The organism is Gardnerella sp. c17Ua_118 (genome assembly GCF_055804255.1).
In genome coordinates this window covers 1,408,864-1,433,445 of record NZ_JANUYT010000001.1, presented here as the reverse complement: position 1 = coordinate 1,433,445, position 24,582 = coordinate 1,408,864, and the positions used below count along the sequence as shown (strand labels likewise).

Below are 24,582 nucleotides of genomic sequence, written 5' to 3'. Positions count from 1 at the left end.
TTTGCGCATCCGAAGACACGCCAATCTTCTATGATACAGTAAATGCGCCCAATACAACACTCGGCGTGTCGCAAGGGCGCATTACAAATATGAGAAAATCTAAATCTTAAATAAATCTCATACCAAGGATTCAACTATGCGATTGTTGATTTCGGCAATATCTCCAACGCCATCAACTTCAACAAGCTGACCGCGGCTTTCATAAATATCCAGCAAAGGAGCTGTTTCCTTCTCGTAAGTTTCCAAACGCTTAGCAATAACTTCTGGAGTATCGTCGGAACGACCCTGCTCTACAGCACGCTTTTGCATGCGCTCAAGCAAAACCTCACGCTCCGCCTCTAAAGCAACAACATGATCTAGTGGAGTACCAAGCTCTTCCAACATGCGATCAAGAGCCTGAACTTGAGAAGCGTTGCGAGGATAGCCATCTAGAATCCAGCCATTCTTTGCATCATCTTGAGCAAGACGATCTTTAACAATGCTATTTGTCAATTCATCTGGAACAAGCTCTCCCTTATCGAGATAACCTTGAACCTTCTTGCCAAGTTCCGTTTTATTCTTTAAGTTATAACGGAAAATGTCGCCAGTAGAAATAGCAGGAATATTGTAATGCTCTGCAAGCAAAGCGGCTTGAGTGCCTTTACCTACTCCTTGCGGACCCATAATTAACAATCGCATATTAATCTCCTAGTTTTATGCCAATGCAAATCCAATACAAATATTAAACAAAACCTATCTGAAATACTACTTAGCAACCTGCTTATTATTGCTGTGATCAAACAGGAATCCAGCATACTGGAATTGCTCAGTTTGAGCCTTAGCTTGACGCAAAGTATCCAAGCCAACACCAGCAATAATCAGAATTGTTGTACCACCAAATGGAAGCTTCATATTAAGATGCAAAGACATAATCAAAACCGTTGGAATCAAAGCCACAAACAGCAAGTAAATAGCACCAACTGTGTTAAGCCTATTCATAACGTAGCTAAGATAACGGCTTGTAGCGCTACCAGCGCGAATACCAGGAATAAATCCGCCGTATTCCTTCATGTTGTCTGCAGTCTCATCTGGATTAAAAGTAATCTCGGTGTAGAAGAAGCAGAAGAACACGATCATAACGGTGTACAACGCTATGTACCAAACAGAAGTAGAGTTTGCTAAATTGGCATTAATCCAACGCACCCAATCCTTACGACTATCTCCAAATTGAGCAAGAAGTGTTGGAATAGCAAGAATCGAAGACGCAAAGATTGGTGGAATAACGCCACTCATATTCACCTTAAGAGGCAAGTATGTGGAAGAGCCGCCGTACATTTTGCGGCCAATCATTCGACGCGTGTACTGAACAGGGATTCTACGCTGAGCAAGCTCCACAAAGTCAACGAAAATAAGAATCACAAGGAAAACGCCAGCAACAATGGAGAACTTAGTCCAATCTCCATTAAGGCCATTCGTACCCCAACCGATTTCCCACAACTTTGGAAGGAATCCAGAGCAAATAGACATAAAGATTAATACAGACATACCCTGGCCAATACCCTTATCTGTAATAAGCTCTGCCATCCACATTATGAGGCCAGTGCCACCAGTCATGATTAAGACCATTACAATAAGGCTCCACATAGAACCGTCTGGAATAACCTGGCCGCATTGATAGTTAAATAGCGCGCCAGAACGAGCCGTAACCAAAATGGTAGTTGATTGCAAAACAGCCAAACCGATGGTTAAGTAACGGGTGTACTGAGTAAGTTTCGTTTCTCCAGACTGACCTTCTTTGTGAAGAGCCTCAAAGCGTGGAATCACAACTCTAAGCAACTGAATAACAATGGACGCCGTAATGTATGGCATAACGCCTAATGCAAAAATCGAAAGCTGCAAAAGAGAACCGCCAGAGAACAGATTCACCAACCCAATAAAGTTCTCGCTAGAAGAAGCCAGCTTAGCGGTGCAAGCTCGAATAACTTTGTAGTCAACTCCAGGAATCGGAATAAATGAGCCGATTCGGTAGATAATAATCATTGCGAAGACGAAGAGGATCTTATTCCTCAACTCCTTCGTCTTGAAGGCCTGGATTAACGTTTTCACCTGGGTCTTCCTCCCTTTTTTGCGCTACGATCTAGGCGCACCAGTAAAAAAACAAACTCTGAGGCAATAGTTTATATCACGGTACATACTGAAACAATAATTGAGTGAGTTTTGCAATAAAATAATCCCCCCAGTGCAAACTAGGGGGATTATTAAACAGTTAAATCACTGCGTTAATTAGCATTACTAGCTTAAGTATTACTACTTATTACTACTCTTCGCTAACAGAGCCACCAGCAGCTTCGATCTTGGCTTTAGCGGATGCAGAAGCCTTAACTCCCTTAAGAGTCAAAGCAACCTTAAGATCGCCATCGCCCAAAACCTTAACTGGGTAACCATCACGCACAGCGCCCTTAACTACCAAATCAGCAACAGTGACTTCGCCACCCTTTGGGAAGAGTTCTGCAAGGGCTGCAACATTAACAACCTGGAACTCCTTCTTGAATGGGCTCTTAAAGCCACGAAGCTTAGGCAAGCGCATGTAAAGTGGAAGCTGGCCGCCTTCAAAGCCTGGACGAACTTGGTAACGCTTCTTTGTACCTTTGTCTCCACGACCCGAAGTCTTACCCTTAGAGCCTTCACCACGACCCACGCGGATGCGATCCTTCTTAGCTCCTGGAGCTGGACGCAACGTGTGCATGTGCAACATTGGTTCTTCATTAGCCATAATCAGTCAACCTCCTCAACGCTCAGCAAGTGGCGAACGGCCATAACCAAGCCACGATTGACTGAATTGTCCTCGCGAACAACGCTTTGACCAATCTTGTGAAGGCCAAGAGTCTTAACGTTAGCGCGCTGACGCTCGGTGGAATGAACCAAACCGTGCACCAGAGTGATCTTTAAGTTAGCCATCACTCACCATCCTTTGCCTGGGCAGCCTTAGCAGCCTGAGCTTCTTCACGAGCCTTGCGTGCTTCGGCAATGCCAGCAGCGCGCTCACGAAGCAATGCGTCTGGTGCAACTTCCTCGAGGGAAAGTCCACGACGAGCGCAAATTTCTTCTGGCTCTTCAAGCTTCTTCAAAGCATCCACAGTAGCGCGAACCACGTTAACAGCGGTTGCGGAGCCCATGGACTTGGTGAGGATATCGGTAATGCCAGCGCACTCCATAACAGCACGCACAGCGCCACCAGCGATTACACCAGTACCTGGAGCAGCTGGACGAAGCAAAACTGTACCAGCAGCATCGTGACCCAACACAGGGTGAGTCACGGTACCACGAATGCGTGGAACAGTAAACATATGCTTCTTAGCGTCAAGCTGACCCTTAGCGATAGCTGCTGGAACTTCGCGAGACTTACCGTAACCAACACCAACAGTGCCCTTACCGTCGCCAACAACAACAAGTGCTGCAAAGCTAAAGGTACGGCCACCCTTGTGGGTCTTGGAAACACGGTTAATAGTAACTACGCGATCCAAAAGCTCTTCGCCGCGGTTTTCTTCACGACGGCTACGACGTTCGCTACGCTTACCTTCGCCCTTAGAACGACGGGAACGACGATCGTCGGTACGCTCCTCAGCGGATGCCTGAGTGTTCTGAGTTTCTTCAGCCACTTGGGTTTCCTTTTCGTTATCGCTCACAGTGCTAGACCTCCCTGACGGGCGCCTTCAGCTACGGCTGCGACGCGACCATGATACTTATTACCGCCACGATCGAAGATAACAGCGGTGATTCCCGCTTCCTTCGCCTTGGCTGCGATTAACTCGCCAACCTTGGTAGCAGCTTCAGTCTTCGTACCAGTAAAACCAGCGAAGTCAGAAGTCAAGGTGGAAGCGCTTACAAGGGTAAGACCCTTAGTGTCATCCACAATCTGAGCAACCATGTGACGGTTAGAACGAGAAACTACCAAACGTGGGCGCTCTGGAGTGCCAGAGATGCGCTTACGAAGGCGGGCGTGACGACGCAAACGTGCGACTTTGGTACCCTTACCGAAAATCTTAACGCTCATATCACTTACCAGCCTTTCCAGCCTTGCGCAAAATACGCTCATCGCTGTACTTAATGCCCTTGCCCTTATAAGGTTCTGGAGCACGAAGCTTGCGAATGTTAGCGGCAGCCTGACCAACGGCCTGCTTGTCAGTACCCTTGACGATTACCTGATTTGCGTTTGGCAATTCAAACTCAATGCCCTCAGGTGGCTGAACGGTAATAGTGTGCGAATAGCCGAGCGAGAACTCAATGCCCTTGCCCTTCATTACAGCACGATAACCAGTTCCAACAATGTCTAGAGTCTTGGCGTAGCCTTCGTGCACACCCTTAACCATAGACGCCACGATTGCGCGAGCCAAGCCGTGCTTTGCACGAGTTGGACGCAAATCGTCAACTGGGGTCAAAACGATCTTGCCATCAGCAACTTCAGCGGTAATACCTTCTGGAATTACATAGGAATCAGAGCCCTTAGCACCCTTAGCGCTAAAGGACTGACCTTCAATCTTAACTTCCACGCCTGCAGGAATGTCGACGGGGAGCTTACCAATATGCGATGCCATTTTCAGCTCTCCTTTCTCACCATACGTAGGCGACGATTTCGCCGCCAATGCCTCGATCGAGGCATTCCTTCTGAGTCAACAATCCCGAGCTGGTCGAGATAATAGCGATACCGAGACCGCCAAGAGGCATAGGCAAAGAATCAGACTTTGCGTAACGACGCAAGCCTGGCTTAGAGATGCGCTTAATGCCCTGGATGGAACGATGACCATTGGAGCCGTACTTTAACGTAACTTCCAAAGTCTGTCCAACCTTAGCTTCTTTAGCAGCAAAGTCTTTAATGTAGCCTTCGCGCTTAAGAATCTCGGCGATATTCGCCTTGAATTTGGAGTACGGCATTTCCACGATATCGTGCTTTGCCGCGCTCGCATTACGCAGACGTGTCAACATGTCTGCGATAGGATCTGTCATTGTCATGTTGGGCTAACGCCCTTTCTCGCCGTGGTTTCCACCGCCTGTTTGTTATTTATAAAGCAGTGGACCTTCAGCGTCGATATTTACCAACTGGACTTCGTAACACCCGGCAACTCACCGCGATGTGCCTTTTCACGAAGGCATACACGGCACAGACCGAACTTGCGATACACGGAGTGAGGACGACCACAAACCTGGCAACGCGTATAAGCGCGCACCTTGAACTTCGGCTTAGCGGCCGCCTTGTTTTTCAGAGCGGTTTTTGCCATATCAGTTCTCCTTGAATGGGAAACCGAGGTGCTTAAGTAGCGACTTCGCTTCCACATCGTCCTTGGTGGTGGTCACCACGGTGATGTCCATACCACGCTGATGATCAATCGAATCAGGATCAATCTCGTGGAACATTGATTGCTCCGTAAGACCGAAGTTGTAATTACCCTGACCGTCGAACTGGTTGCCATTAATACCACGGAAATCGCGGATACGTGGCAAAGCCAGAGTGAGCAAACGATCCAAGAATTCCCACATACGATCGCCACGAAGAGTTACGTAAGCGCCAATAGCCTGGCCTTCGCGCAAATGGAACTGCGCAACAGACTTCTTAGCCTTAGTAACCTTTGGCTTCTGACCAGTGATCAAAGTGAGATCCTTAATCGCACCTTCGATGAGCTTGGAATCGCGAGCTGCAGCACCAACGCCCATAGAGACGACGACCTTCTGCAAACGAGCCACCTGCATAGGATTAGTGTGGCCAAATTCCTTTTCCAAAGCTGGAACGATTTGATCATTGTATTGCTGCTTTAAGCGCGGAGTTGCCGGCGCCTCAACTGTAGTATCGGTCATGCCAGCTCCTTTCCGGACTTCTTAGCTACACGCACGCGCACGGTCTTTACTTTGCCGTCGCGAGCTTCTTGCTTAACAATCACGCCCACGCGGGTTGGCTGCTTTGTCTCTGGGTCAATCACCATAACGTTAGAACGGTGAATTGGAGCCTCAACAGAGACGATGCCTGCCTGCTGACCCTGCTGGGTAGCACGCACATGCTTCTTAACAACCTGAACACCCTCGACGATCAAACGGTCTTCGGCGAGTACACGAAGTACTTTGCCTTCCTTACCGCGATCCTTGCCGCGGATAACCTTTACCTGGTCGCCGGACTTAATCTTGGCTACCATCTCAGATCACCTCCGGGGCGAGGGACACAATCTTCATGAAGCGCTTATCGCGCAATTCACGACCGACTGGTCCAAAGATACGAGTGCCCTTTGGTTCACGGCCGGAGCCGAGAATAACAGCGGCGTTCTCGTCGAACTTAATATAGGAACCATCAACACGACGATGTTCCTTGACAGTACGGACGACGACAGCCTTAACTACGTCGCCTTTCTTGACCGACCCGCCAGGAATAGCATCCTTAACGGAGGCGACGATAATGTCGCCGATGCCGGCATAGCGTCGCTTCGATCCACCGAGCACGCGGATGGCAAGTAATTCCTTAGCACCCGTGTTGTCGGCGACATGAAGCCGCGTTTCCTGCTGAATCATTGATTCTCCTTAGTCGAGCTGGTTCTCCCCGCTCACCCGTACCGCTCAAATAAGCAGCACAGGTGAAGCGCGGAGCCTTGCTGAACTTGTTTACTTGGCGCGCTCGATAATCGAGTCGAGACGCCAACGCTTGGTCTTGCTCAAAGGCCGAGTTTCCATAATACTCACGAGGTCGCCAATATGCGCCTCATTGTGTTCATCATGGGCCTTGACCTTGCGGGTGGAGCGGACGACTTTACCGTAAAGTGGGTGTGTCGAACGCTGCTCCAGCTCCACGGCAATCGTCTTGTCCATGGCCTCGGACACGACGTAGCCGCGACGAACCTTGCGGAAGTTGCGCTCTTGGTTCTCAGCCATGCTTACTTCTCCTTGACCTCAGTGGCGCCAGGCTCTTGGCTGATGCCGAGTTCACGCTCACGCAGGATAGTATACATCCTGGCTATGTCGTGCTTGACCGCCTTGAGGCGAGCGCTGTTTTCAAGTTGACTAGTTGCTGCCTGGAAGCGCAAGTTAAAAAGCTCTTCCTTAGACTTCTTTAAGAAGCCTTCGATTTCAGCATTAGTCTTCTCGTTTAAATTCTTGATGGTGTAGTCTGCAGTTCCGACTGGCATCAGATGTCACCGCCTTCACGCGCAATAACACGGCATTTCATTGGGAGCTTGTCGATAGCGCGGCGCAAAGCCTCGCGAGCGACGTCCTCAGAAACACCACCGATCTCGAACATTACACGACCTGGGTGAATGTTGGCAATCCAGAATTCTGGAGCACCTTTACCGGAACCCATTCGTGCACCAAGCGGGTGCTTGGTTAATGGACGATCAGGGAAAACCGTAATCCACACGCGACCACCACGCTTAATATAGCGGGTCATTGCGATACGGGCTGCCTCGATCTGACGGTTAGTGATGTACGCCGGAGCCAGCGCCTGAATACCGAAATCGCCGAAAGCGATAGCGGTTCCACCCTTAGACATGCCGCTACGGGTAGGACGGTGCTGCTTGCGATATTTAGTCCTTTTTGGGATAAGCATCTGCTCACTCCTTCGTTTCCGTTGCGGCAGGAGCTTCAGCAGCTACAGCCTCGGCTGGCTTTTCAGCCTGTGCCTCGGTAGCCTTCTGCTGATTGGCAGAGCGTGCTCCACGACGTGGACGACGATCGCCACGGCGACCTTCACGCTTACCCTGCTGAGCCTGCTGCTCTTCAAACTCACGCTCAGTCATATCGCCCTTGTAAATCCAAACCTTTACGCCAATACGGCCGTAAGTGGTCTTGGCCTCAAAGAAGCCGTAATCAATAAGGGCGCGCAAGGTCTGCAGTGGAACGCGACCTTCGCGGTAGAACTCAGAACGGCTCATTTCGGCGCCACCAAGGCGACCAGAGAGCTTAATACGGATACCCTTGGCACCTGCACGCATTGCGTCTTGCTGTGCCTTACGCATAGCACGACGGAATGTAACGCGGTTAGTCAACTGTTCCGCAATTCCCTGAGCAACTAATTGAGCGTCAAGTGCAGCGTTCTTTACTTCAAAGATGTTGAGCTGTACTTGCTTACCAGTGAGCTTCTCAAGCTTTGCACGAACACGCTCGGCTTCTGCGCCACGACGACCGATAATAATACCTGGACGAGCGGTGTGAATATCCACACGAACGCGGTCACGGGTACGCTCGATAACAATGCGGGATACGCCTGCACGTTCGAGGTCATGGCTCATTTCCTTGCGAATCTTGTCATCCTCAAGGACGAAGTCACGGTAACGCTCGCCGGCTTTAGTAGAATCGGAGAACCACCTAGAGCGATGATTCTCGGTAATGCCCAGGCGATAGCCGAAAGGATTGATCTTCTGACCCATCTTTAGCGATCCCCTTCCTTAAGCGAGACGATAACAGTGATATGGCTTGTGCGCTTGTTAATGCGCGCAGCGCGACCCTGTGCACGAGCGCGGAAACGCTTAAGCGTTACACCCTCATCCACATAAGTTTCCTTGATGACCAAGTTTTGCTCGCGGAATGGTTCTCCAGCTTTCTCAGCCTTAACGCGAGCATTAGCGATCGCGCTTTCAAGAACCTTGCGCACCGGCAACGATGCGTCTTGAGGAGCAAACTTCAAAATGGTAATAGCTTCGCTTGCACGCTTGCCTCGGATGAGGTCGACCATGCGGCGAGCCTTGCGCGGCGTCACACGTACGTGACGAGCGATTGCTTTAGCTTCCATGTGTCCTAACTCTCCTTTAGCGGCGTGCTTTCTTGTCGTCCTTCACATGACCCTTGAAGGTCTTGGTTGGGGCGAATTCACCGAGCTTATGACCAACCATTGCTTCGGTAACGAATACCGGCACATGCTTGCGGCCATCGTGTACGGCAAAGGTGTGTCCAATGAAATCAGGAGTGATCATCGAACGACGCGACCACGTCTTGATGACGTTATGCGTGCCCTTGTCGTTTTGTTCATCGACTTTCTTCTGTAAGTGGGCGTCGACGAAAGGGCCCTTCTTGATGCTACGAGTCATCTGTTCGACACTCCCTTACTTGCGGTTCTTACCATTCGGACGACGACGAACAATCATCTTGTTCGAAGCCTTCTTCGGACGGCGGGTACGAACCTCGCCCTTGCCCCATGGAGAAACAGGTGGTTTACCACCACGGGTACGACCACCATGAGGGTGATCAACAGGGTTCATAGATTCGCCTCGGGTGATTGGCCTGCGACCAAGCCAACGAGCACGACCTGCCTTACCAAGCTCGATATTAGCGTGGTCGGAGTTGCCAACCTCGCCGATTGTAGCGCGGCAACGAGCGTCCACGTTACGAATTTCGCCAGATGGCATACGCAACTGAGCGTAAGCACCATCCTTAGCTACGAGCTGAACGGCAGCACCTGCGGAGCGTGCAATCTTTGCGCCACCAAGTGGACGAAGCTCGATTGCGTGAACCACGGTACCAGTTGGGATGTTCTTAAGAGGCAAGTTGTTGCCTGGCTTAATATCAGCCTGGGCGCCAGTCTCAATAACATCTCCCTGGGAAATGCCTTCAGGAGCGATAATGTAGCGCTTCTCACCATCTGCATAATGCAACAATGCGATGCGAGCGGAACGATTAGGGTCATACTCAATATGAGCGACCTTTGCTGGCACGCCATCCTTGTCCCAACGCTTAAAATCGATGAGACGATACTGACGCTTGTGTCCGCCGCCGCGATGGCGGGAAGTCATGCGACCGTAAGAGTTACGACCGCCAGTTTTGCTGAGTTTGCGTACCAACGACTTTTCAGGAGTAGAACGCGTAATCTCGGAGAAGTCCGAAACCGAAGCGTTACGACGTCCTGCAGTCGTAGGCTTATAAACGCGGATAGCCATAATATAGTATTCCTTTACTTTTCTCGGCTAGCCTTCAGTTACCAAAGATATCGATTGTCTGGCCTTGTGCCACGGTGACAATAGCGCGCTTTTGATTCACACGACGACCGAAGCCGGTGCGAGAGCGCTTGAGCTTGCCAGCGCGATTCAAGGTGTTAACATTCGTTACCTTGACTTTGAAGATTTCTTCGATAGCCTGCTTGATCTGAACCTTGTTAGCGTTTGGAGCTACGACGAAGGTGTACTGGCCACGATCGGAAGCTGCATAGCTTTTTTCAGAAACAACTGGCTTTAAGATGATGTCATGTGCTGGGTTATGGACTGCGACCATTTGAATCAGGCCTCCTTAACTTCAGGCTCGGTCTTAGCTGCAACGAAGGCTTCGAAACCTTCCTTGGAGAAGACGACGTACTGAGCGGTGATGACATCGTAGGTGTTGAGCTGATCAGCGAAGATCACATGCACCGTAGGAATGTTACGAACAGACATCCACTCGTTGATGTTCTCGCGAGAGAGAACAACAGTGGTGAACTGATCCTTAGTTACTGGTGTAAGTGCTGCAACAGCTGCCTTTGTGGATGGAACATCCTTAATGCCAAAGTCCACAATTGCAATGCGACCAGCATTTGCACGATCCGAAAGAGCATAACGAAGAGCAGCTGCCTTCATCTTCTTTGGAGTACGCTGATCGTACTTGCGAGGAACTGGACCGTGTACAACGCCACCATGTACCCACTGTGGAGCACGAATGGAGCCTTGACGAGCACGACCAGTGCCCTTTTGCTTCCATGGCTTCTTACCGCCACCAGATACGTTAGCGCGATTCTTAACCGCGTGAGTACCCTGGCGAGCAGCAGCAAGCTGAGCAATAACGACCTGATGAACCAATGGGCCGTGAGCCAAAACGTCTTCGTTGGAGATGCCGAAAATCTCGGCAGGAGCTTCAACAGTACCGTTTGCATTACCCTTGGTGTCAGTTACGTTCAGAGTTACGTTTGCCATTTAAATCAGGCTCCCTTCACTGCCGAACGGACTAGAACGATAGCACCCTTAGGTCCTGGAATAGCACCCTTGATAGCTAAAATACCGTTCTCAACATCCGAAGAAACGATTGTGAGGTTGAGCGCAGTAGAAGTCACATGACCCATGCGACCAGCCATACGCTTGCCCTTCAAAATGCGGCTTGGAGTTGCACATGCGCCCACAGAACCTGGACGACGTTCATTCTTGTGCGAGCCGTGAGTACGACGGTAAGACTTGAAGCCCCAACGCTTGATTGTGCCAGCAAAGCCTTTACCCTTTGTAGTACCCGTTACGTCAACTTCTGCACCTTCAGCAAATACTTCAGCGGTCAATTCCTGACCTGGCTTGTAATCTGCTGCATTTTCAGTGCGCACCTCAGCGAGGTGACGACGAGGAGTCACGCCAGCCTTTGCAAAGTGACCAGCCAATGGCTTGGTAACCTTGGTAGGATCAATCTGGCCATAACCGAGCTGTACGGCGCAATAACCGTCAGTTTCTTCGGTCTTAACAGCGGTAACTACGTTGGTAGCAACCTCAACCAGAGTTACGGGGACAAAAAGGCCGTTTTCATCCCAAACCTGGCTCATGCCCAGCTTACGGCCGAGCAAAGCAGTGCGATTCTTATTTTGCGACATTATTTACCCCCCTTCCTACAGCTTAATCTCGATATTTACATCCGCAGGCAGGTCAATGTGCATCAAAGAATCCACAGCCTTTGGCGTTGGATCAACGATGTCAATGAGGCGCTTATGAGTGCGCATCTCGAAATGCTCGCGAGAATCCTTATATTTATGAGGAGAACGGATAACAACAAACACGTTCTTCTCGGTCGGCAGAGGAACCGGACCCACTACTGTGGCGCCCGCGTTCGTCACCGTCTCGACGATTTTCTTCGCCGATTGGTCGATGACCTCATGGTCATAGGACTTAAGCCTGATGCGGATTTTCTGTCCCGCCATTGCCGTCCGCCCTTTCTAGCGATTCGTTTACTGTTTACCAACCTGTATCAAAGGGCACCGGGAGAATAGACACTAAAGGCCATTCCACATCAGTGCGCAGCCTACAAAAATCAACAAAAAACTGCGATTTCTGTTTCTGCGCTCGCTTTTTTGAATTACAATATGCGAGCCTTAAAAACAGGCAACTAAGTAATTAAACCATCAACCTTGGATTAACAAAAATCGGGCGTGTCGGCTATTTTCCAACGAAAAATGGCAGAAACTACAGCTAGTGCAGCCTCTGCCATTTGTAACTAAATATGCAATAATCATTCAATAATTACCTAGATAATCACTTAGATAACCACTCAAATAATCATGCAATAAATTTTACTTAAATTCTACTTCGATTCGCGCTGTAGGCGCATACGATGTCCTTCTTCTTGAGAGACACCATAATACGCTGCAATCGCAATATCCTTCATATCTTCGATTTGAGGAATACGCGGATTTGCAGGAGCGCACTGATCTTCGTAAGCACGCATACCAATCTGATCCAACAAAGACCAGTAGTATTCTTCGTCCACACCGCACGCCTTAAACGAAGCATCCATGCTAAGAAGATTATCCCTATAATTTTCAACAGCGCGCGCCAAATTCTCTACGCCCTCTTGAGGAGTTTTACCAGGATTTACACCAAGATTCTTAGCAAGCTGCTGGTAGCGCTCTGGAGCGATATAGCGATTGTACTTTGGCCAGCTTGTAGGCTCTTGTGGAATTTGACCATTGTAGCGAATTACATATGGAAGCAAAATCGCATTTGTGTGGCCGTGCGCAACGTGGCACAAAGCCCCGATTGTATGTGCCATTGCGTGGCACATTCCAAGGAACGCCGAGCCAAACGCCATTCCAGCCATCGTAGCTGCATTATGCATCTTCTCTTGAGCTTGAATCTTGCGCTCAGGGTCATTAGCGTTCACAGAATCGTTAAGATTCTCCCAAATCAACTTTGCTGCATGCAATGCCATTGCGTCCGTAAAGTCGTTAGCATAAACAGAAGCAAAAGCTTCCATAGAGTGCGTCAAAGCGTCAAAACCAGAATCGCAAGCAAGCTTTCTAGGCTGCGTACGCGCCAAAACTGGATCCACGATTGCAACCGAAGGCGTAATCGCGTAATCCGTAATCGGGTACTTATAGCCAGTCTTATGGTCTGTAATAACAGCAAACGGAGTAACTTCCGATCCTGTTCCAGAAGACGTTGGTACGCAAATCAAGCAAGCTTTTTTGCCAAGAGGCGGAATCTTAAACGCGCGCTTTCTAATATCGAAGAACTTTTCGCGCAAATCAGCGAAGGAAATTTCTGGATGCTCGTAAAGAAGCCACATAATTTTTGCAGCATCCATAGGAGATCCGCCGCCAACAGCAATAATCGTGTCTGGCTGGAACTCTTCGCGCATCATTTCCGCGCCGCGCTCAACAGTTTCAACGCTTGGCTCTGGCTCAACGTAGTCAATAATCCTAAACGTTACGCGATTGTCTCTAGCACGAAGCTGATCAATCACCTTGTCTATAATGCCAAGCTGTTCCATCACTTTATCGCACACAATAACTGCGCGCTCAATGCCATACATGTCTCGCAAATAGCGAACAGCATTCGGCTCAAAATACGTTTTGGCCGGAATCTTGAACCATTGCATATTGTTATTCCTTCGCGCTATGCGCTTTATATTAATAAGATTTACCGCTTGAACGTTTCCAGAAACAGAGTTTCCACCATAAGAACCGCATCCCAAAGTTAAAGAAGGCGCGATTGCGTTGTAGATGTCTCCAACGCCACCCAAAGATCCTGGGGAGTTCCAAATGATTCGGCAAGCATGCATGCGGCTGCCATATTCACGAGCAAGCTGCTGATTATTGGTGTGAATCACAGCAGTATGACCAGCTCCGTGCACAAGCATCTTCTCGCACATTTCAAAGCCTTGTTCCTTGTTATCTGCGCGCAGTAAAGCGTGAACAGGAGCCAACTTTTCCATTGTTAGAGGCTCCATCTCGCCAACTTCTTTGCACTCAGCAATAAGAATCACAGCATCTTCTGGAATCTCAAATCCAGCCTGTTGAGCAATAAATTGAGGAGACTTTCCAGGAACAACAGAATTAAGCTTTGGAGTTTGGCCACTATAAGACGTGCAACCAAACATGTATTGCTCAAGCTTTGCTTTTTCTTCTTCGTTTACAAAGTAAGCTTTACGGCGCTTTAATTCGAGCTTCAAAGGATCATACACGTCTTTATGTGCAATAATCGCCTGCTCTGTTGCACAAATCATGCCGTAGTCAAAATGCTTTGAAAGCACTAAATCGTTTGCAGCGCGCTCAACATCTACGTCTGCATCAACATATGCTGGAGCGTTTCCTGCACCAACGCCCAATGCTGGCTTACCCGAAGAATAAGCAGCTTTAACCATTCCAGGACCACCCGTTGCAAGAATTGTTGCAACATCTGGGTGCTTCATTAAAGCTCCCGTAGCTTCGATTGATGGATGCTCAATCCACTGAATGCAATTTTCTGGCGCTCCTGCTTCTATTGCAGCATCGCGCACAATTCTTGCCGCCTCCGCAGAGCACTTTTGGGCAAATGGGTGGAAGCCAAAAATAATTGGGCAACGAGTTTTCAGTGCGATTAGCGACTTAAAAATGGCTGTAGACGTTGGATTTGTGACTGGTGTAACACCTGCTACAATGCCAACTGGCTCAGCGATTTCGTCGATTCCAAGAACGTCGTCTTCTCTAATAATGCCTACTGTGCGCTGGCCTGCAAGATAATGCGTAATATGTTCGCACGCAAAGATGTTTTTTGTAGCTTTATCTTCGACTAATCCTCTGCCTGTTTCTTCAACAGCCATTTTTGCTAAGACTAAATGCTTGTTTAGAGCTGCAATCGATGCTTTTGCTACGATTCGGTCTACTTGAGTTTGATTTAACTTTTCAAATTCATCTAAAGCGACTTTTGCTTTTTTAGCTAACTCGTCAACTTCTTGCTTTGCAACTAATGCCGCTTGCTCTTTTTCATCGAGCACATTTTCTTGCGCTGTTTCTTGCGCTTGCGCCATTTGGTCCTCCTTGATCTTTAGATTCCTTACGTACTTCTACGCTTTTGGCACATCAACATTTACATGCATAATCTTCTATGAAAGACGCATCATAATGCTGGTATGTGATACATTTCACAATTTACTTGGATTACTGTACTATTTTGAGTTTGCAGCGAGTTGCGCTATTTATGAGCGAGGTTTATCCCCTAATGTTCGTTATTTGTTCTTATTTGTAATGATTTATGTGCGATTTGCTGAAAAATTTTCTAGAATGTTAGATTTAGATGTTACTTACAAACGATTAATAACATTTAACTTAATTCTCGATTACACATGAACAAAAAATGGCTCCCAGCATAAGCCGGGAGCCATTGAAGTTGTAATTCTTCGCAGCTTAACGCTTCGAGAACTGAGGTGCACGACGTGCCTTGTGCAAACCAGCCTTCTTGCGTTCCACAACGCGAGCGTCGCGGGTCAAGAAGCCAGCCTTCTTCAAGGAAGCACGGTTTGCATCGCGGTCAATAGCGTTCAAAGCGCGGGCAACGCCCAAGCGAATTGCGCCAGCCTGACCAGTGGTGCCGCCGCCGTCTACCAAAACGACAACGTCGAACTTACCTTCAAGCTTTAGAAGCACGATTGGGGAATTAACTTCACGCTGCAATAAGCGAGATGGGAAGTATTCCTCAAGAGTGCGGCCATTAATAGTCCACTTACCAGAACCTGGAACCAAGCGAACGCGAGCAACGGCTTCCTTACGACGACCAGTGCCATAGCCTGGAGCGATAGCGGAAGTACCAGTGCCTGCACCAGCGTTGGTTTCGGTGGTGTAGCTAGTCAGTTCTTCTTCGTTCTCAAGAACCGCGGAGTTGTTGTTATCTACCATAATCATATTCTCCTTACGATTCACTTAGCCTGCTGGCTAACCTGAGAGATCTCGAAGACCTGTGGCTTTTGCGAAATATGAGGATGCTCAGCGCCAGTGAACACACGAAGGCGATCAAGCTGAACCTTAGCAAGACGATTCTTTGGAAGCATTCCCCTAACAGCGGAAACAATGATGCGCTTTGGATTCTTCTCCAAAAGCTCAGCATAGCTATCGCGGCGAAGTCCGCCTGGACGGCCAGAGTGGGAATACAATTCCTTGCTCAACTTATTGCCAGTCAAAGCAATCTTATCTGCGTTAATAATAATAACGTGATTGCCAGAATCGGCGTGAGGAGCATACGTTGGCTTATTCTTGCCACGAAGCAAAATAGCTACCTGGGAAGCCAAGCGACCAAGCACCACATCAGTGGCGTCGATAATGTACCAGTCATGAGTTAAATCTGCTGGTTTCGGTGTGAAAGTCTTCACAATCGTACCTTTTCTCTATTGTGTTTCGAGCTTTATATCTTCTTGGTTTATAGAAGATACTCTACTCATAATCCGTGGGCTCCCTGAAAGTCCTCGATGGCGAGTGGGAAAAGCGCTTTGAAGGACCCCTTAGGGAAACACAACAATCTGCAAGTATATCGCCACATGACGACTATTTGCAAACTTCTATTTTACATACAACGCGGACTACAACGCATACTACAACGTTATGCAAATGCGGACTACAACGCTCGCAAGTCAAAAACAAACGCTGCAGCCCGCAATTAATCACGCATATACCTCTATTTATTCATGATTTGCGCTAAAGACTTAACTCTAGGCAAGTCAAACAAATCATCCAAAAGAACGGGATTGCAATCGGCATCTGCCAAAGGAATACGCCAATTTGGATATTCGTCGTTAGTTCCAGGCTGATTTTGTGCTCTACGCTCGCCAGTGGCGTCAACAATCGACGCAGCAAGCAACTTAGAAGGCGCAGCTTTAAGCGCTTTATACAACGCTTCTACAATCTCTTGCTCATGCTGCGACTCGTCTTCTAGCGCACTTTCGCTTAAGAATCCGCCAGAAACAAGCATCTTAAGCATTGCATTATGCTCTTTAACAGCATCAGCGCGGAACTCTTCTACGGAGCCCGAAAGAAGATTCAAACGCTCGCGAATATTAACGTGCTCGTAGTTTAAGTATCCTGCAGCAGGTGGCAAATCGTGAGTATTTACAGAAGCAAGCGTCATTTCGCGCCACTTCTTAGGCTCGCGGAATGCGCCATCCCTCTGTTCAAACCACTCAACCGTGCATCCAAGAACCTTATTCTTAGCCAAAACTTCTAGAGCTTCAGCTGGCACAACGCCAAGGTCTTCTCCAACTACAACGCCATTTGCGCGCGTGGCTTCAATCGCAAGAATGCCAAGCATAACGTTTGCATCGTAGTAAACGTAAGCTCCGTCTACTGGAGTAGATCCTTCTGGAATCCACCAAAGGCGGAAAAGCCCAAGAATATGGTCAATTCGCACAGCTCCAGCGGAAGCAAACATGCCATGAACCATATCTCTGTATGTCTTAAAACCTGTGCGCTCAAGCTCAAATGGATTAAGCGGAGGCTGAGACCAGTTTTGACCTTGCTGATTGAAATAATCAGGAGGCGCACCAACGCAAGCGCCATTGGCGAATCGCTCTGGATTCCACCAAACTTCGGAGCCTGCAGGATGCACGCCAACAGCCATATCCGACATAATTCCAATGCGCATTCCTGCTTTTTTAGCTGCCATTTGCGCGTCGTGCAACTGGCCGAACGCAACCCACTCAAGCCAACGATAAAACTCTAGCGTGTCTGGGAATTGCTTTGCTAAAGCGCTAATCTCATCGGAATCTTTAGTAAGATGCTTCTCCCAGCAGTCATCGCCATTAGGCGCACCCCACTTGTCGTAGCAAAGGCACCAAGTTGCGTAGGATTCAAGCGTGTCTCCCATATCTTTCTTAAATGCTTCAAACTTTTGCGCGCGCTTATCTGACATGCCCGACTTAAAAATAATCCACAAAGCGTGCATTTTTACGCGCCACATTGCGTCTCGATCAATAATTTGCACATCATTATTAAGCGGCTCTACTTGATTATGCAAATCGTCAACGCTTTTGCGATCTTGCTCGCTAAGAAGATTATATTCTGGAATGCTTTCTGGGCGAATATAAGTGACGTTTACCATAGACCTAGCAACAGGCAAATATGGCGAAGGCGTTAACGGAGCAACTGGCTCTCCAGCATGAAGCGGATTTATAAGAACAAAGTCCGCTCCCGACTTTTCTTTAGCTTTAACAAGCAAATCCGCCAGATCTGCATAATCGCCAACTCCCCAAGACTTAGAGGAGCGGATTGAATAAAGCTGAGCCATCCAACCCCAAATTTGCTTGCCATCTTTTTCTAGTTTCTCAATAGTATCAATGCTTTCTGGCGCGCTAATAAGAGTGGCCTCTTCTACGCGGTCGGCAACACTAACGCGCAAAGTATGATAGCCCATTGGAACGTCTGCAGGAATCTTAAGCAAAGACGTTGCTACAAACTTTCCGTCTACGGGAATTGCAACATCGTTTTTAGAAGGAGAAATTTGCAAATCACCCTTGTATTCACTGCCATCTTCCAAAATAAGTGTTGCTGTAGGATACTCCAAAATCCCAGTGTTTACGCTTACTTCGCTTTCTTTACCAACAGTGTGCAAAACTGTTGGAGCAACTAAGCGAGTGTGACGCTCATTAAGGATTTTTTGAGTTGCTTCTTCGATTTGTTTATCGTTTTGAGCTTCTACGCATAGTGATTGCAATACTTTTACAAGCACGCTATCGGCGATTTGATGCTCTACGCCATCCGATCCAACGAATTTGGAACGAACGCCCATTAGTTCAGCCAATCGCCTTAACGGACTTGTTGGTTGCACTGTTTCTTCATTTTTAGTGTTCATAGTTTCCATCGTAGTCTATTTGTGGGGTTTTAATGCAAACGTATGCAATTATTATTCATTTTACTTTTATACTCAAGACTTATTTTTATATTTAATACTTATTCAAGACTTCTGACGCAGCAAGCGAGACATCCGAGTCCTTATCTTTAGACAAAGCAATCAAAGTTGGCTGCGACACACCAGGATTAAGAGCCACTGCTCTTCTTACCATTGCAGAGAGCACAGGAGAATCGTCACTTTCTTCGCTTGCACCAAGAGAAGCCAAGTAATCCAACGTTTTTGCGCTAACACCATTTGTCTGCGCACCTTCTAATCGCATTTTCCAAGATGTTCGCGGATTACACAAAGCAGCATCTCTAACTTGCGCGCAAGAATCTTTAGTAAGCCTTCCAACTAGCCAATTCTTAGCATTTTCGTTCTTTGCAACAGCTAAACGAACATTACTTGATTCGTCTTGAGAAAGCTTAACCAAGATATTCGGAAATGGCATTACTGTTGCTAATCGAACGCGATCTTCTTCTGGAGTATTTGAATTGCCTGCTACAGCTTCCAAAAGTGCAGTCGCTCTAGAAAATCCTGCCTGATCCGACCTATCTGGCAACTCTTTTATAGCAAATTCATGCAATTCTTTAGAATCACTGGAATGCCTTAAATGCTCGTAAACAGCGGTTAATGGCTCGTATGAAGCATTGGAATTATTAGATTCATTAGACTCATTAGATAAATCATGGCTTGCACTATTGCCTAAATCTTCGTTTTTCTCAACGCCATTAAGCTTTTGCGCATCATTCATAAGAGACTCACCAACCTTTGCTTAGTCACTTATCTAATCTATCAGCTTTGCAACACAAATCTTAAAACCAAGAATCAAACAAGTGCCAAACAAGAATCACTAAAAATAAAAATCAGCAAATTCTAGTGCAAACACCGCAAAAATCTGGAATTATTACTCCAGAAAACGTATTTTTTACTGCTTCAAGGAATCTATCTGACTCTTCACGTGGCACACATACTTTTAATTCAATAGAAACGCCGTATTCTTCACTTATAACTTCCGCATTGTTTTTTAATAATAAATGCTTAAACATTCTTAAATGCGCGTACTCAACTTTGCAAGAAAAACAATTACACTCTACAATATCCGCTATTTTACTAGACTTAACAGCACCTGCAGCCGCAGCAGAATACGCTCGTATTAATCCACCAGAGCCAAGCAAAATCCCACCAAAATAACGCGTAACTGTTACAACTGCGTCTACAACATTAGAAGACCTAATAACATCTAAAATTGGTTTGCCTGCAGTTCCAGATGGCTCGCCGTCATCGCTCATACGCTCGCACAATCTGCCATTTTTATCTGCGTAAATCGCAGCGTACGCAACGTGCCTTGCTTTGGGGTGAATCATCCTAATTGACTCTACAAACTCAAGCGCTTCTTCAGCACTAGAAATGTGGCACGCGTCCGAAATAAACTCTGACTTCTTTTCCACAAAAGCAAAGTGCGCAGGATTCTCACATAAATCAGTTACGGTTCGCATATTCTTCATATTCGATATTTAATATTATTCGATATTCGACATTCAAATCGTTTTCAATTCAAACAGTCTTAAAGCTACAAAAAGATTATATGCAACCGCTAGAATCACAAATCACGACTTATCGTAACGCATTAAGTGATCTACAACGTCTACAAGCTCTGCAACTTTCTTATCTGTAACCTTTTTATTTCCAGCGTCTTGCGCTTCTTCTAATGCCTTTGATATTTCTTGATGAGCAACTATAAGCGCAACTGCCCTAAGAGCTGCCGTAGATGCAGAAAGTTGCATAAGAATGTTGTTGTAGTCTTCCCCTTTTTCAACCATATTTTCAACAGCGTGAACTTGCCCACATACTCTATGCAAGCGAACCAACATCTTTTCTTTATCTATGTTGTAGTCACTCATAAAAAAACCTCATTTGAAAACAGTGCTTTTATATACTATTTACATAATAATTGTGCGTTGTATAGTACGCAAAACTATAAGCGCCAAAAAGCTATGTTTATAGAATAAATTATGCATATTATACAACGCAACTATTCTTATCTGTTTTAAATATATCCCAATTAATATATCTCAACATACATGTTTTACAAATTTATGCACATATGAATCAAATATTTTATGAGAGATTTTATGCAATGTAACTTACGCGTTTTGCCAAAATCACAGATCCTGCAATAAGCAATATAGCCAGAGAGAACATTAATGTTGTTTCAACTTTTACGCCAGTTGTTACTAGATGCCCAACATTAGCACCTAGACGAGCATGGCGTCGTTTTGAATTCTTTGTTCCACTTGCATATTGATTATTTGACTGCGAATTCTGCTCTACATTAGAGTCGCTTACTTGTTGATTACCTCCATACTGAGAATCTCCCTGTTTAGAATCTCCCTGCTGAGTAGCACTTTGGTAAGTATCAACCTTCTTAGAATCACCTCTCTGAATAGTACCTGATTTAGTAGCTGTATATTTACCTTCCTTGCTATCTTCCTTACTTGCAATATGCTCAGATTTATGCTGAGAATCCGTCTTAACATTACTTTGATCATCTTTTTTATTGTTTTTTTCATTAATTTTATCGTTATTAGCATTACTCTTAGGATTACTCTTAGGATTACTATCGCCAGTCGCATCTGCATTTTGATGAACTGTATTATTGGTTCCAGCATCTACTTGCGCACCGAGCGTATTATTATTCGCTCCAGCGTTTACACCAGATTGCGCATTGTTGCCAACTTGCGCTCTGCCAGACTGTGTGCCAGCAACTTCATTCTGCGCACTAGAACCTTGTGTACCACCAGGCTGCTCGCTAGAACCTCCAGGATTATCCTGCTTACCAGGATCTTGCTTACCAGGATCTTGCTTACCAGGATCGTTTTTCCCAGAACTCTGTGTGGTACCAGACTGATTATTATTGCCAGCTTGCACACCAGAACCTTGCGGATTCTGAGGATTCTGCGGATTCTGCGGATTCTGCGGATTCTGCTTTGAAATAATATTATCTACAACGCCACCACTAGAAGACGTCTTTGGATCAACTTCACTACCCGTAACATTTCCACTACCAGCAGGCTCACCCGATGACTCTCCACTTTGGCTACCATTCTTAACATCGCTTGCACCACCATTTTGGCTGCTACTTGCGCTGCCATTATTCTGCGTTCCGCCAGGCTGCAAACCGCTAGGCTTTTCGTTAGAATCACCTGGCTTTTGCACACCAGGCTGATCTTTTACAGGATTATCTTGTTTTCCAGGCTCTTGTTTACTCAGATTTTGCTTACCTGGATTATCTTGCTTACCAGAACCTTGCGGATTCTGCGGATTCTGCGGATTCTGCTTTGAAATAATATTATCTACAACGCCACCACTAGAAGACGTCTTTGGATCAACTTCACTACCCGTAACATTTCCACTACCAGCAGGCTCGCTCTTATCTGGATCTTGTTTACTAGGCTTTTCGCTAGAACCTCCAGGATTATCCTGCTTACCAGGATCTTGCTTACCAGGATCTTCACTAGAACCACCAGGCTTTTGCACACCAGGCTCACTCTTCACAGGATTCGCATTACCAGACTGCTCTTTTCCAGGCTCACCCTTACCAGGCTCACCCTTCGCACCAGCATTCTCCGCCTTATTAACAGTCACAGTAACAGGCTTATTTCTATCAAAGAAGCTTCTACTATCTTCGTTATTAAACGACGTCTTAAACTCTTGCGCTCTAGAAGAACCTGGGAATTCATAAACAAAAACATACATTCCACTTTTAGCCGTATTGCCGTCTAAAAGATCGATCATATCTCCAACTTTTTCAAACTTTTCTTTTTTATTCTCAGCACTTCTGTTCTCTTTGTTATCTTCACTGCCCTTGTTATCTTCACTATCGCTATCTTTGCCAGATTCTTTGCCAGCTTCTTTGCCATTAGACTCGTTATGAGTAAGAATTATCTTGCCGTTCCCAAGCGTGTAAGTTCCATTACGCAATGGAACATCCCATGAATCTATTTTCTTATGATTTTCGTCTTCTTTAGGTTCTTCTACAGAGCTGGAAACAAGCTTTACCATATTTTCGTTGCTCATTGAACCATCTTTGTTTCCAACCCACCAAAGACGAATGTTCATCTTTGCATCTTTACTAAACCCATAATCGGTATTTCCATCAAATTTTCCGTAGTCTTTTGGAACACCACTAACAACTATCGCATCCGAAACGTCATTTGTATCTTTGTTTTTTAGATTCTTAACATGTTCAATCGATATTTTTGCCTTATGCGAAACTGTTGAATTTACGTTTCCAAATTCTTCAACAAACTTTCCTGGAATAAACTCTCGAACGTCGTCTTTTTGATTTCCGGGATCAATAAACCAAACCCACGTTCCAAATAATCCTGCATCGTCTTTGTTCACTTTATAAACTTTTGCGCTAGCAAGTTCATCTTTAGATAAGTCACCTTTTGCTTCGTGCGCAACCGCCTTAACCTCTTGATTTTCTCCCGAAAAATAAACATCAGCTGCAGCAACTTGACGAATATTCTTATCTTCTCGTAGTTCCTTTATATACTCTTCTACTTTGTCTTTTTTATTTTCGCGTTTTTTCATAATATCGTTATAAGAACCAACAAAGTAGTATCCGCGAGCACGAACGTCTTTACCACTTACCCACTCACCTTCAGTAGGATTCTTTAGCGACGAAGTAACAGTATCTTCTACAGAATCGCCTACTTTCAACTCTTTTACAGTCGACTTAGAAGAAAGCGAGGGCTGGAACTTTCTGTGCGCTCTCTCTGTTAATACATTTGTAAATTCTTTGACTTTTTCATCTTTTGCTACTCGTATTAAAGCTGCTCCATTCCCTATATCTTTTCTTTGCAAATATGGAATGTAGTATTCACCCTTAATTTCTGCTTCACCTTCTCCTGTTGCAACCCAATCAATTCCATACAACGTACTATAAGATCCAATGTGATCTTTAACCTCTTTAACCTGTTTCTTATCTTTTATAAAACGCAACTTATCGCCTACTGCAGTAACTTTAAATTTTGTATTTTCGCTGTCATATGTAACATTTCTTTCATCAACACCCTGTGTATCAATAACTACCCTTCCACTCCTTGCATAGTAGGTAGCATAAGGGTCAAGTATTTTGAATCCCATACCCTTAGGCGTTTTTTGGGTTACTTCGTTCCATAGTTTTTCTGCATCTTCCTTTAAGTTAGACGCACCATCAAATCCCCTACGCTTCGCTTCTTCCCACCCGCGTTTATCTTCATCATAATGTTCATGAATTAAATATGCTGCAGCCTCCATTCGGGATGTAAAATCATTTTCAATAGCAGACTTAGCTATTCTTGCTGTGATTTCATTAATATTGTTAACATCAAGCGGAATATCTCTCCAATCGGAATCAGCTTTTACAGTTGATCCCGTATTAATGCAAAATACGTAATTACCATCATCATCTTTTTTTACAATTTTTCTGCTCGGACTCACTTTTGAACAGGCATCACTATACGTATAGTATTGAGCAAAAATATCCGCAGAAGCAGCATTTATTGCGCCATTACCAACAACAATTGCAATAGTCGCCAGCAACGCTGTCAGTAAAGAGAACATTCGCGTGCGCTTATTGCGTAAAAAGATTGGAATCCCTTTACATCCATGTTTTCCCATATCAACTCCTTAAAACGTTGTTTTCTCTAACGTGACAAACGTTTTTGCTAGCCACGATGAACGAAAAATTCGCTCATGCTCTAACTATGATTTAGGAATTTCAATCTGTAAATAA

31 protein-coding genes are annotated in these 24,582 nt (G+C 46.1%); all 31 read right to left on the bottom strand.

All coding sequences use genetic code 11. The features are described from left to right. Positions 1–117: 117 nt before the first annotated feature. Positions 118–678, bottom strand: a complete 561-nt coding sequence (locus NYP69_RS05800) for an adenylate kinase (protein ID WP_004131705.1) — start codon at positions 676–678, stop codon at positions 118–120. Positions 679–744: 66 nt separating this feature from the next. Beyond that, positions 745–2,085 (bottom strand): preprotein translocase subunit SecY, encoded by a 1,341-nt coding sequence (gene secY, locus NYP69_RS05795; protein WP_004131704.1) that lies wholly within the window; start codon positions 2,083–2,085, stop codon positions 745–747. Between the two features lie 211 nt (positions 2,086–2,296). Continuing rightward, a complete protein-coding gene (rplO, locus tag NYP69_RS05790; RefSeq protein WP_004131703.1) occupies positions 2,297–2,752 on the bottom strand; it encodes a 50S ribosomal protein L15 in 456 nt (151 codons plus the stop codon). A gap of 2 nt (positions 2,753–2,754) precedes the next feature. Further along, positions 2,755–2,937 carry a 50S ribosomal protein L30 gene (rpmD, locus tag NYP69_RS05785; RefSeq protein ID WP_004131702.1) on the bottom strand — a complete coding sequence of 61 codons (183 nt, stop codon included), beginning with the start codon at positions 2,935–2,937 and terminating at the stop codon, positions 2,755–2,757. Continuing rightward, on the bottom strand, positions 2,937–3,665 hold the full coding sequence (gene rpsE, locus NYP69_RS05780) for a 30S ribosomal protein S5 (RefSeq protein WP_004131701.1): 729 nt from the start codon (positions 3,663–3,665) through the stop codon (positions 2,937–2,939). The genes rpmD and rpsE overlap by 1 nt, the downstream gene beginning before the upstream one ends. After that, positions 3,662–4,033, bottom strand: a complete 372-nt coding sequence (gene rplR, locus NYP69_RS05775) for a 50S ribosomal protein L18 (protein ID WP_004114376.1) — start codon at positions 4,031–4,033, stop codon at positions 3,662–3,664. The genes rpsE and rplR overlap by 4 nt, the downstream gene beginning before the upstream one ends. A gap of 1 nt (position 4,034) precedes the next feature. Further along, the gene (gene rplF / locus NYP69_RS05770) at positions 4,035–4,574 is read right to left on the bottom strand and encodes a 50S ribosomal protein L6 (RefSeq protein ID WP_004133436.1); all 540 of its coding nucleotides are present in this window, start codon (positions 4,572–4,574) and stop codon (positions 4,035–4,037) included. 16 nt (positions 4,575–4,590) lie between these two features. After that, positions 4,591–4,989: a 30S ribosomal protein S8 gene (rpsH, locus tag NYP69_RS05765; protein WP_473413023.1), complete on the bottom strand. Its 399-nt coding sequence runs from the start codon at positions 4,987–4,989 to the stop codon at positions 4,591–4,593. An 80-nt stretch (positions 4,990–5,069) separates the two neighbouring features. Then, positions 5,070–5,255 carry a type Z 30S ribosomal protein S14 gene (locus tag NYP69_RS05760; RefSeq protein WP_004114370.1) on the bottom strand — a complete coding sequence of 62 codons (186 nt, stop codon included), beginning with the start codon at positions 5,253–5,255 and terminating at the stop codon, positions 5,070–5,072. 1 nt (position 5,256) lies between these two features. Further along, on the bottom strand, positions 5,257–5,829 hold the full coding sequence (gene rplE / locus NYP69_RS05755; RefSeq protein ID WP_004114368.1) for a 50S ribosomal protein L5: 573 nt from the start codon (positions 5,827–5,829) through the stop codon (positions 5,257–5,259). After that, complete coding sequence (gene rplX / locus NYP69_RS05750; protein WP_004114367.1) at positions 5,826–6,161, bottom strand: 50S ribosomal protein L24; 336 nt, start codon at positions 6,159–6,161, stop codon at positions 5,826–5,828. The genes rplE and rplX overlap by 4 nt, the downstream gene beginning before the upstream one ends. A 1-nt stretch (position 6,162) precedes the next feature. Further along, entirely contained in the window at positions 6,163–6,531 is a 369-nt protein-coding gene (rplN, locus tag NYP69_RS05745) for a 50S ribosomal protein L14 (protein WP_004114366.1), read from the bottom strand. 90 nt (positions 6,532–6,621) lie between these two features. After that, positions 6,622–6,888, bottom strand: coding sequence for a 30S ribosomal protein S17 (gene rpsQ / locus NYP69_RS05740; protein ID WP_004114365.1), 267 nt, complete (start codon positions 6,886–6,888; stop codon positions 6,622–6,624). Between the two features lie 2 nt (positions 6,889–6,890). Continuing rightward, complete coding sequence (rpmC, locus tag NYP69_RS05735) at positions 6,891–7,142, bottom strand: 50S ribosomal protein L29 (protein ID WP_473410735.1); 252 nt, start codon at positions 7,140–7,142, stop codon at positions 6,891–6,893. Further along, a complete protein-coding gene (gene rplP / locus NYP69_RS05730; RefSeq protein WP_004114362.1) occupies positions 7,142–7,561 on the bottom strand; it encodes a 50S ribosomal protein L16 in 420 nt (139 codons plus the stop codon). Before rplP ends, rpmC begins: the two co-directional genes overlap by 1 nt. A gap of 4 nt (positions 7,562–7,565) precedes the next feature. Beyond that, on the bottom strand, positions 7,566–8,381 hold the full coding sequence (rpsC, locus tag NYP69_RS05725; protein WP_004131698.1) for a 30S ribosomal protein S3: 816 nt from the start codon (positions 8,379–8,381) through the stop codon (positions 7,566–7,568). A 2-nt stretch (positions 8,382–8,383) separates the two neighbouring features. Then, positions 8,384–8,743 carry a 50S ribosomal protein L22 gene (rplV, locus tag NYP69_RS05720; RefSeq protein WP_004131697.1) on the bottom strand — a complete coding sequence of 120 codons (360 nt, stop codon included), beginning with the start codon at positions 8,741–8,743 and terminating at the stop codon, positions 8,384–8,386. Between the two features lie 16 nt (positions 8,744–8,759). Then, a complete protein-coding gene (gene rpsS, locus NYP69_RS05715; protein WP_004114357.1) occupies positions 8,760–9,038 on the bottom strand; it encodes a 30S ribosomal protein S19 in 279 nt (92 codons plus the stop codon). Between the two features lie 15 nt (positions 9,039–9,053). Continuing rightward, complete coding sequence (gene rplB / locus NYP69_RS05710; protein WP_004114355.1) at positions 9,054–9,884, bottom strand: 50S ribosomal protein L2; 831 nt, start codon at positions 9,882–9,884, stop codon at positions 9,054–9,056. Positions 9,885–9,918: 34 nt separating this feature from the next. Beyond that, positions 9,919–10,215 (bottom strand): 50S ribosomal protein L23, encoded by a 297-nt coding sequence (rplW, locus tag NYP69_RS05705; protein ID WP_004114354.1) that lies wholly within the window; start codon positions 10,213–10,215, stop codon positions 9,919–9,921. A 5-nt stretch (positions 10,216–10,220) separates the two neighbouring features. Further along, positions 10,221–10,886: a 50S ribosomal protein L4 gene (rplD, locus tag NYP69_RS05700; RefSeq protein ID WP_004133440.1), complete on the bottom strand. Its 666-nt coding sequence runs from the start codon at positions 10,884–10,886 to the stop codon at positions 10,221–10,223. Between the two features lie 5 nt (positions 10,887–10,891). After that, on the bottom strand, positions 10,892–11,542 hold the full coding sequence (gene rplC / locus NYP69_RS05695) for a 50S ribosomal protein L3 (protein ID WP_004116043.1): 651 nt from the start codon (positions 11,540–11,542) through the stop codon (positions 10,892–10,894). 15 nt (positions 11,543–11,557) lie between these two features. After that, entirely contained in the window at positions 11,558–11,866 is a 309-nt protein-coding gene (gene rpsJ / locus NYP69_RS05690; protein WP_003808013.1) for a 30S ribosomal protein S10, read from the bottom strand. Positions 11,867–12,246: 380 nt separating this feature from the next. Next, positions 12,247–14,952: a bifunctional acetaldehyde-CoA/alcohol dehydrogenase gene (gene adhE, locus NYP69_RS05685; RefSeq protein WP_020973232.1), complete on the bottom strand. Its 2,706-nt coding sequence runs from the start codon at positions 14,950–14,952 to the stop codon at positions 12,247–12,249. 376 nt (positions 14,953–15,328) lie between these two features. Beyond that, a complete protein-coding gene (gene rpsI / locus NYP69_RS05680) occupies positions 15,329–15,817 on the bottom strand; it encodes a 30S ribosomal protein S9 (RefSeq protein ID WP_004131694.1) in 489 nt (162 codons plus the stop codon). A gap of 20 nt (positions 15,818–15,837) precedes the next feature. Next, positions 15,838–16,287: a 50S ribosomal protein L13 gene (rplM, locus tag NYP69_RS05675; protein ID WP_004131693.1), complete on the bottom strand. Its 450-nt coding sequence runs from the start codon at positions 16,285–16,287 to the stop codon at positions 15,838–15,840. 302 nt (positions 16,288–16,589) lie between these two features. Then, positions 16,590–18,758, bottom strand: a complete 2,169-nt coding sequence (gene malQ, locus NYP69_RS05670; RefSeq protein ID WP_473410787.1) for a 4-alpha-glucanotransferase — start codon at positions 18,756–18,758, stop codon at positions 16,590–16,592. Between the two features lie 91 nt (positions 18,759–18,849). Then, positions 18,850–19,551 carry an AbrB family transcriptional regulator gene (locus NYP69_RS05665; RefSeq protein WP_101889563.1) on the bottom strand — a complete coding sequence of 234 codons (702 nt, stop codon included), beginning with the start codon at positions 19,549–19,551 and terminating at the stop codon, positions 18,850–18,852. A 112-nt stretch (positions 19,552–19,663) separates the two neighbouring features. Beyond that, positions 19,664–20,305, bottom strand: a complete 642-nt coding sequence (locus NYP69_RS05660) for an IMPACT family protein (protein ID WP_018627602.1) — start codon at positions 20,303–20,305, stop codon at positions 19,664–19,666. A gap of 102 nt (positions 20,306–20,407) precedes the next feature. Continuing rightward, the gene (locus NYP69_RS05655) at positions 20,408–20,701 is read right to left on the bottom strand and encodes a metal-sensitive transcriptional regulator (RefSeq protein ID WP_004131689.1); all 294 of its coding nucleotides are present in this window, start codon (positions 20,699–20,701) and stop codon (positions 20,408–20,410) included. Between the two features lie 229 nt (positions 20,702–20,930). After that, complete coding sequence (locus tag NYP69_RS05650) at positions 20,931–24,467, bottom strand: peptidase (protein WP_473413022.1); 3,537 nt, start codon at positions 24,465–24,467, stop codon at positions 20,931–20,933. Positions 24,468–24,582 lie beyond the last annotated feature (115 nt).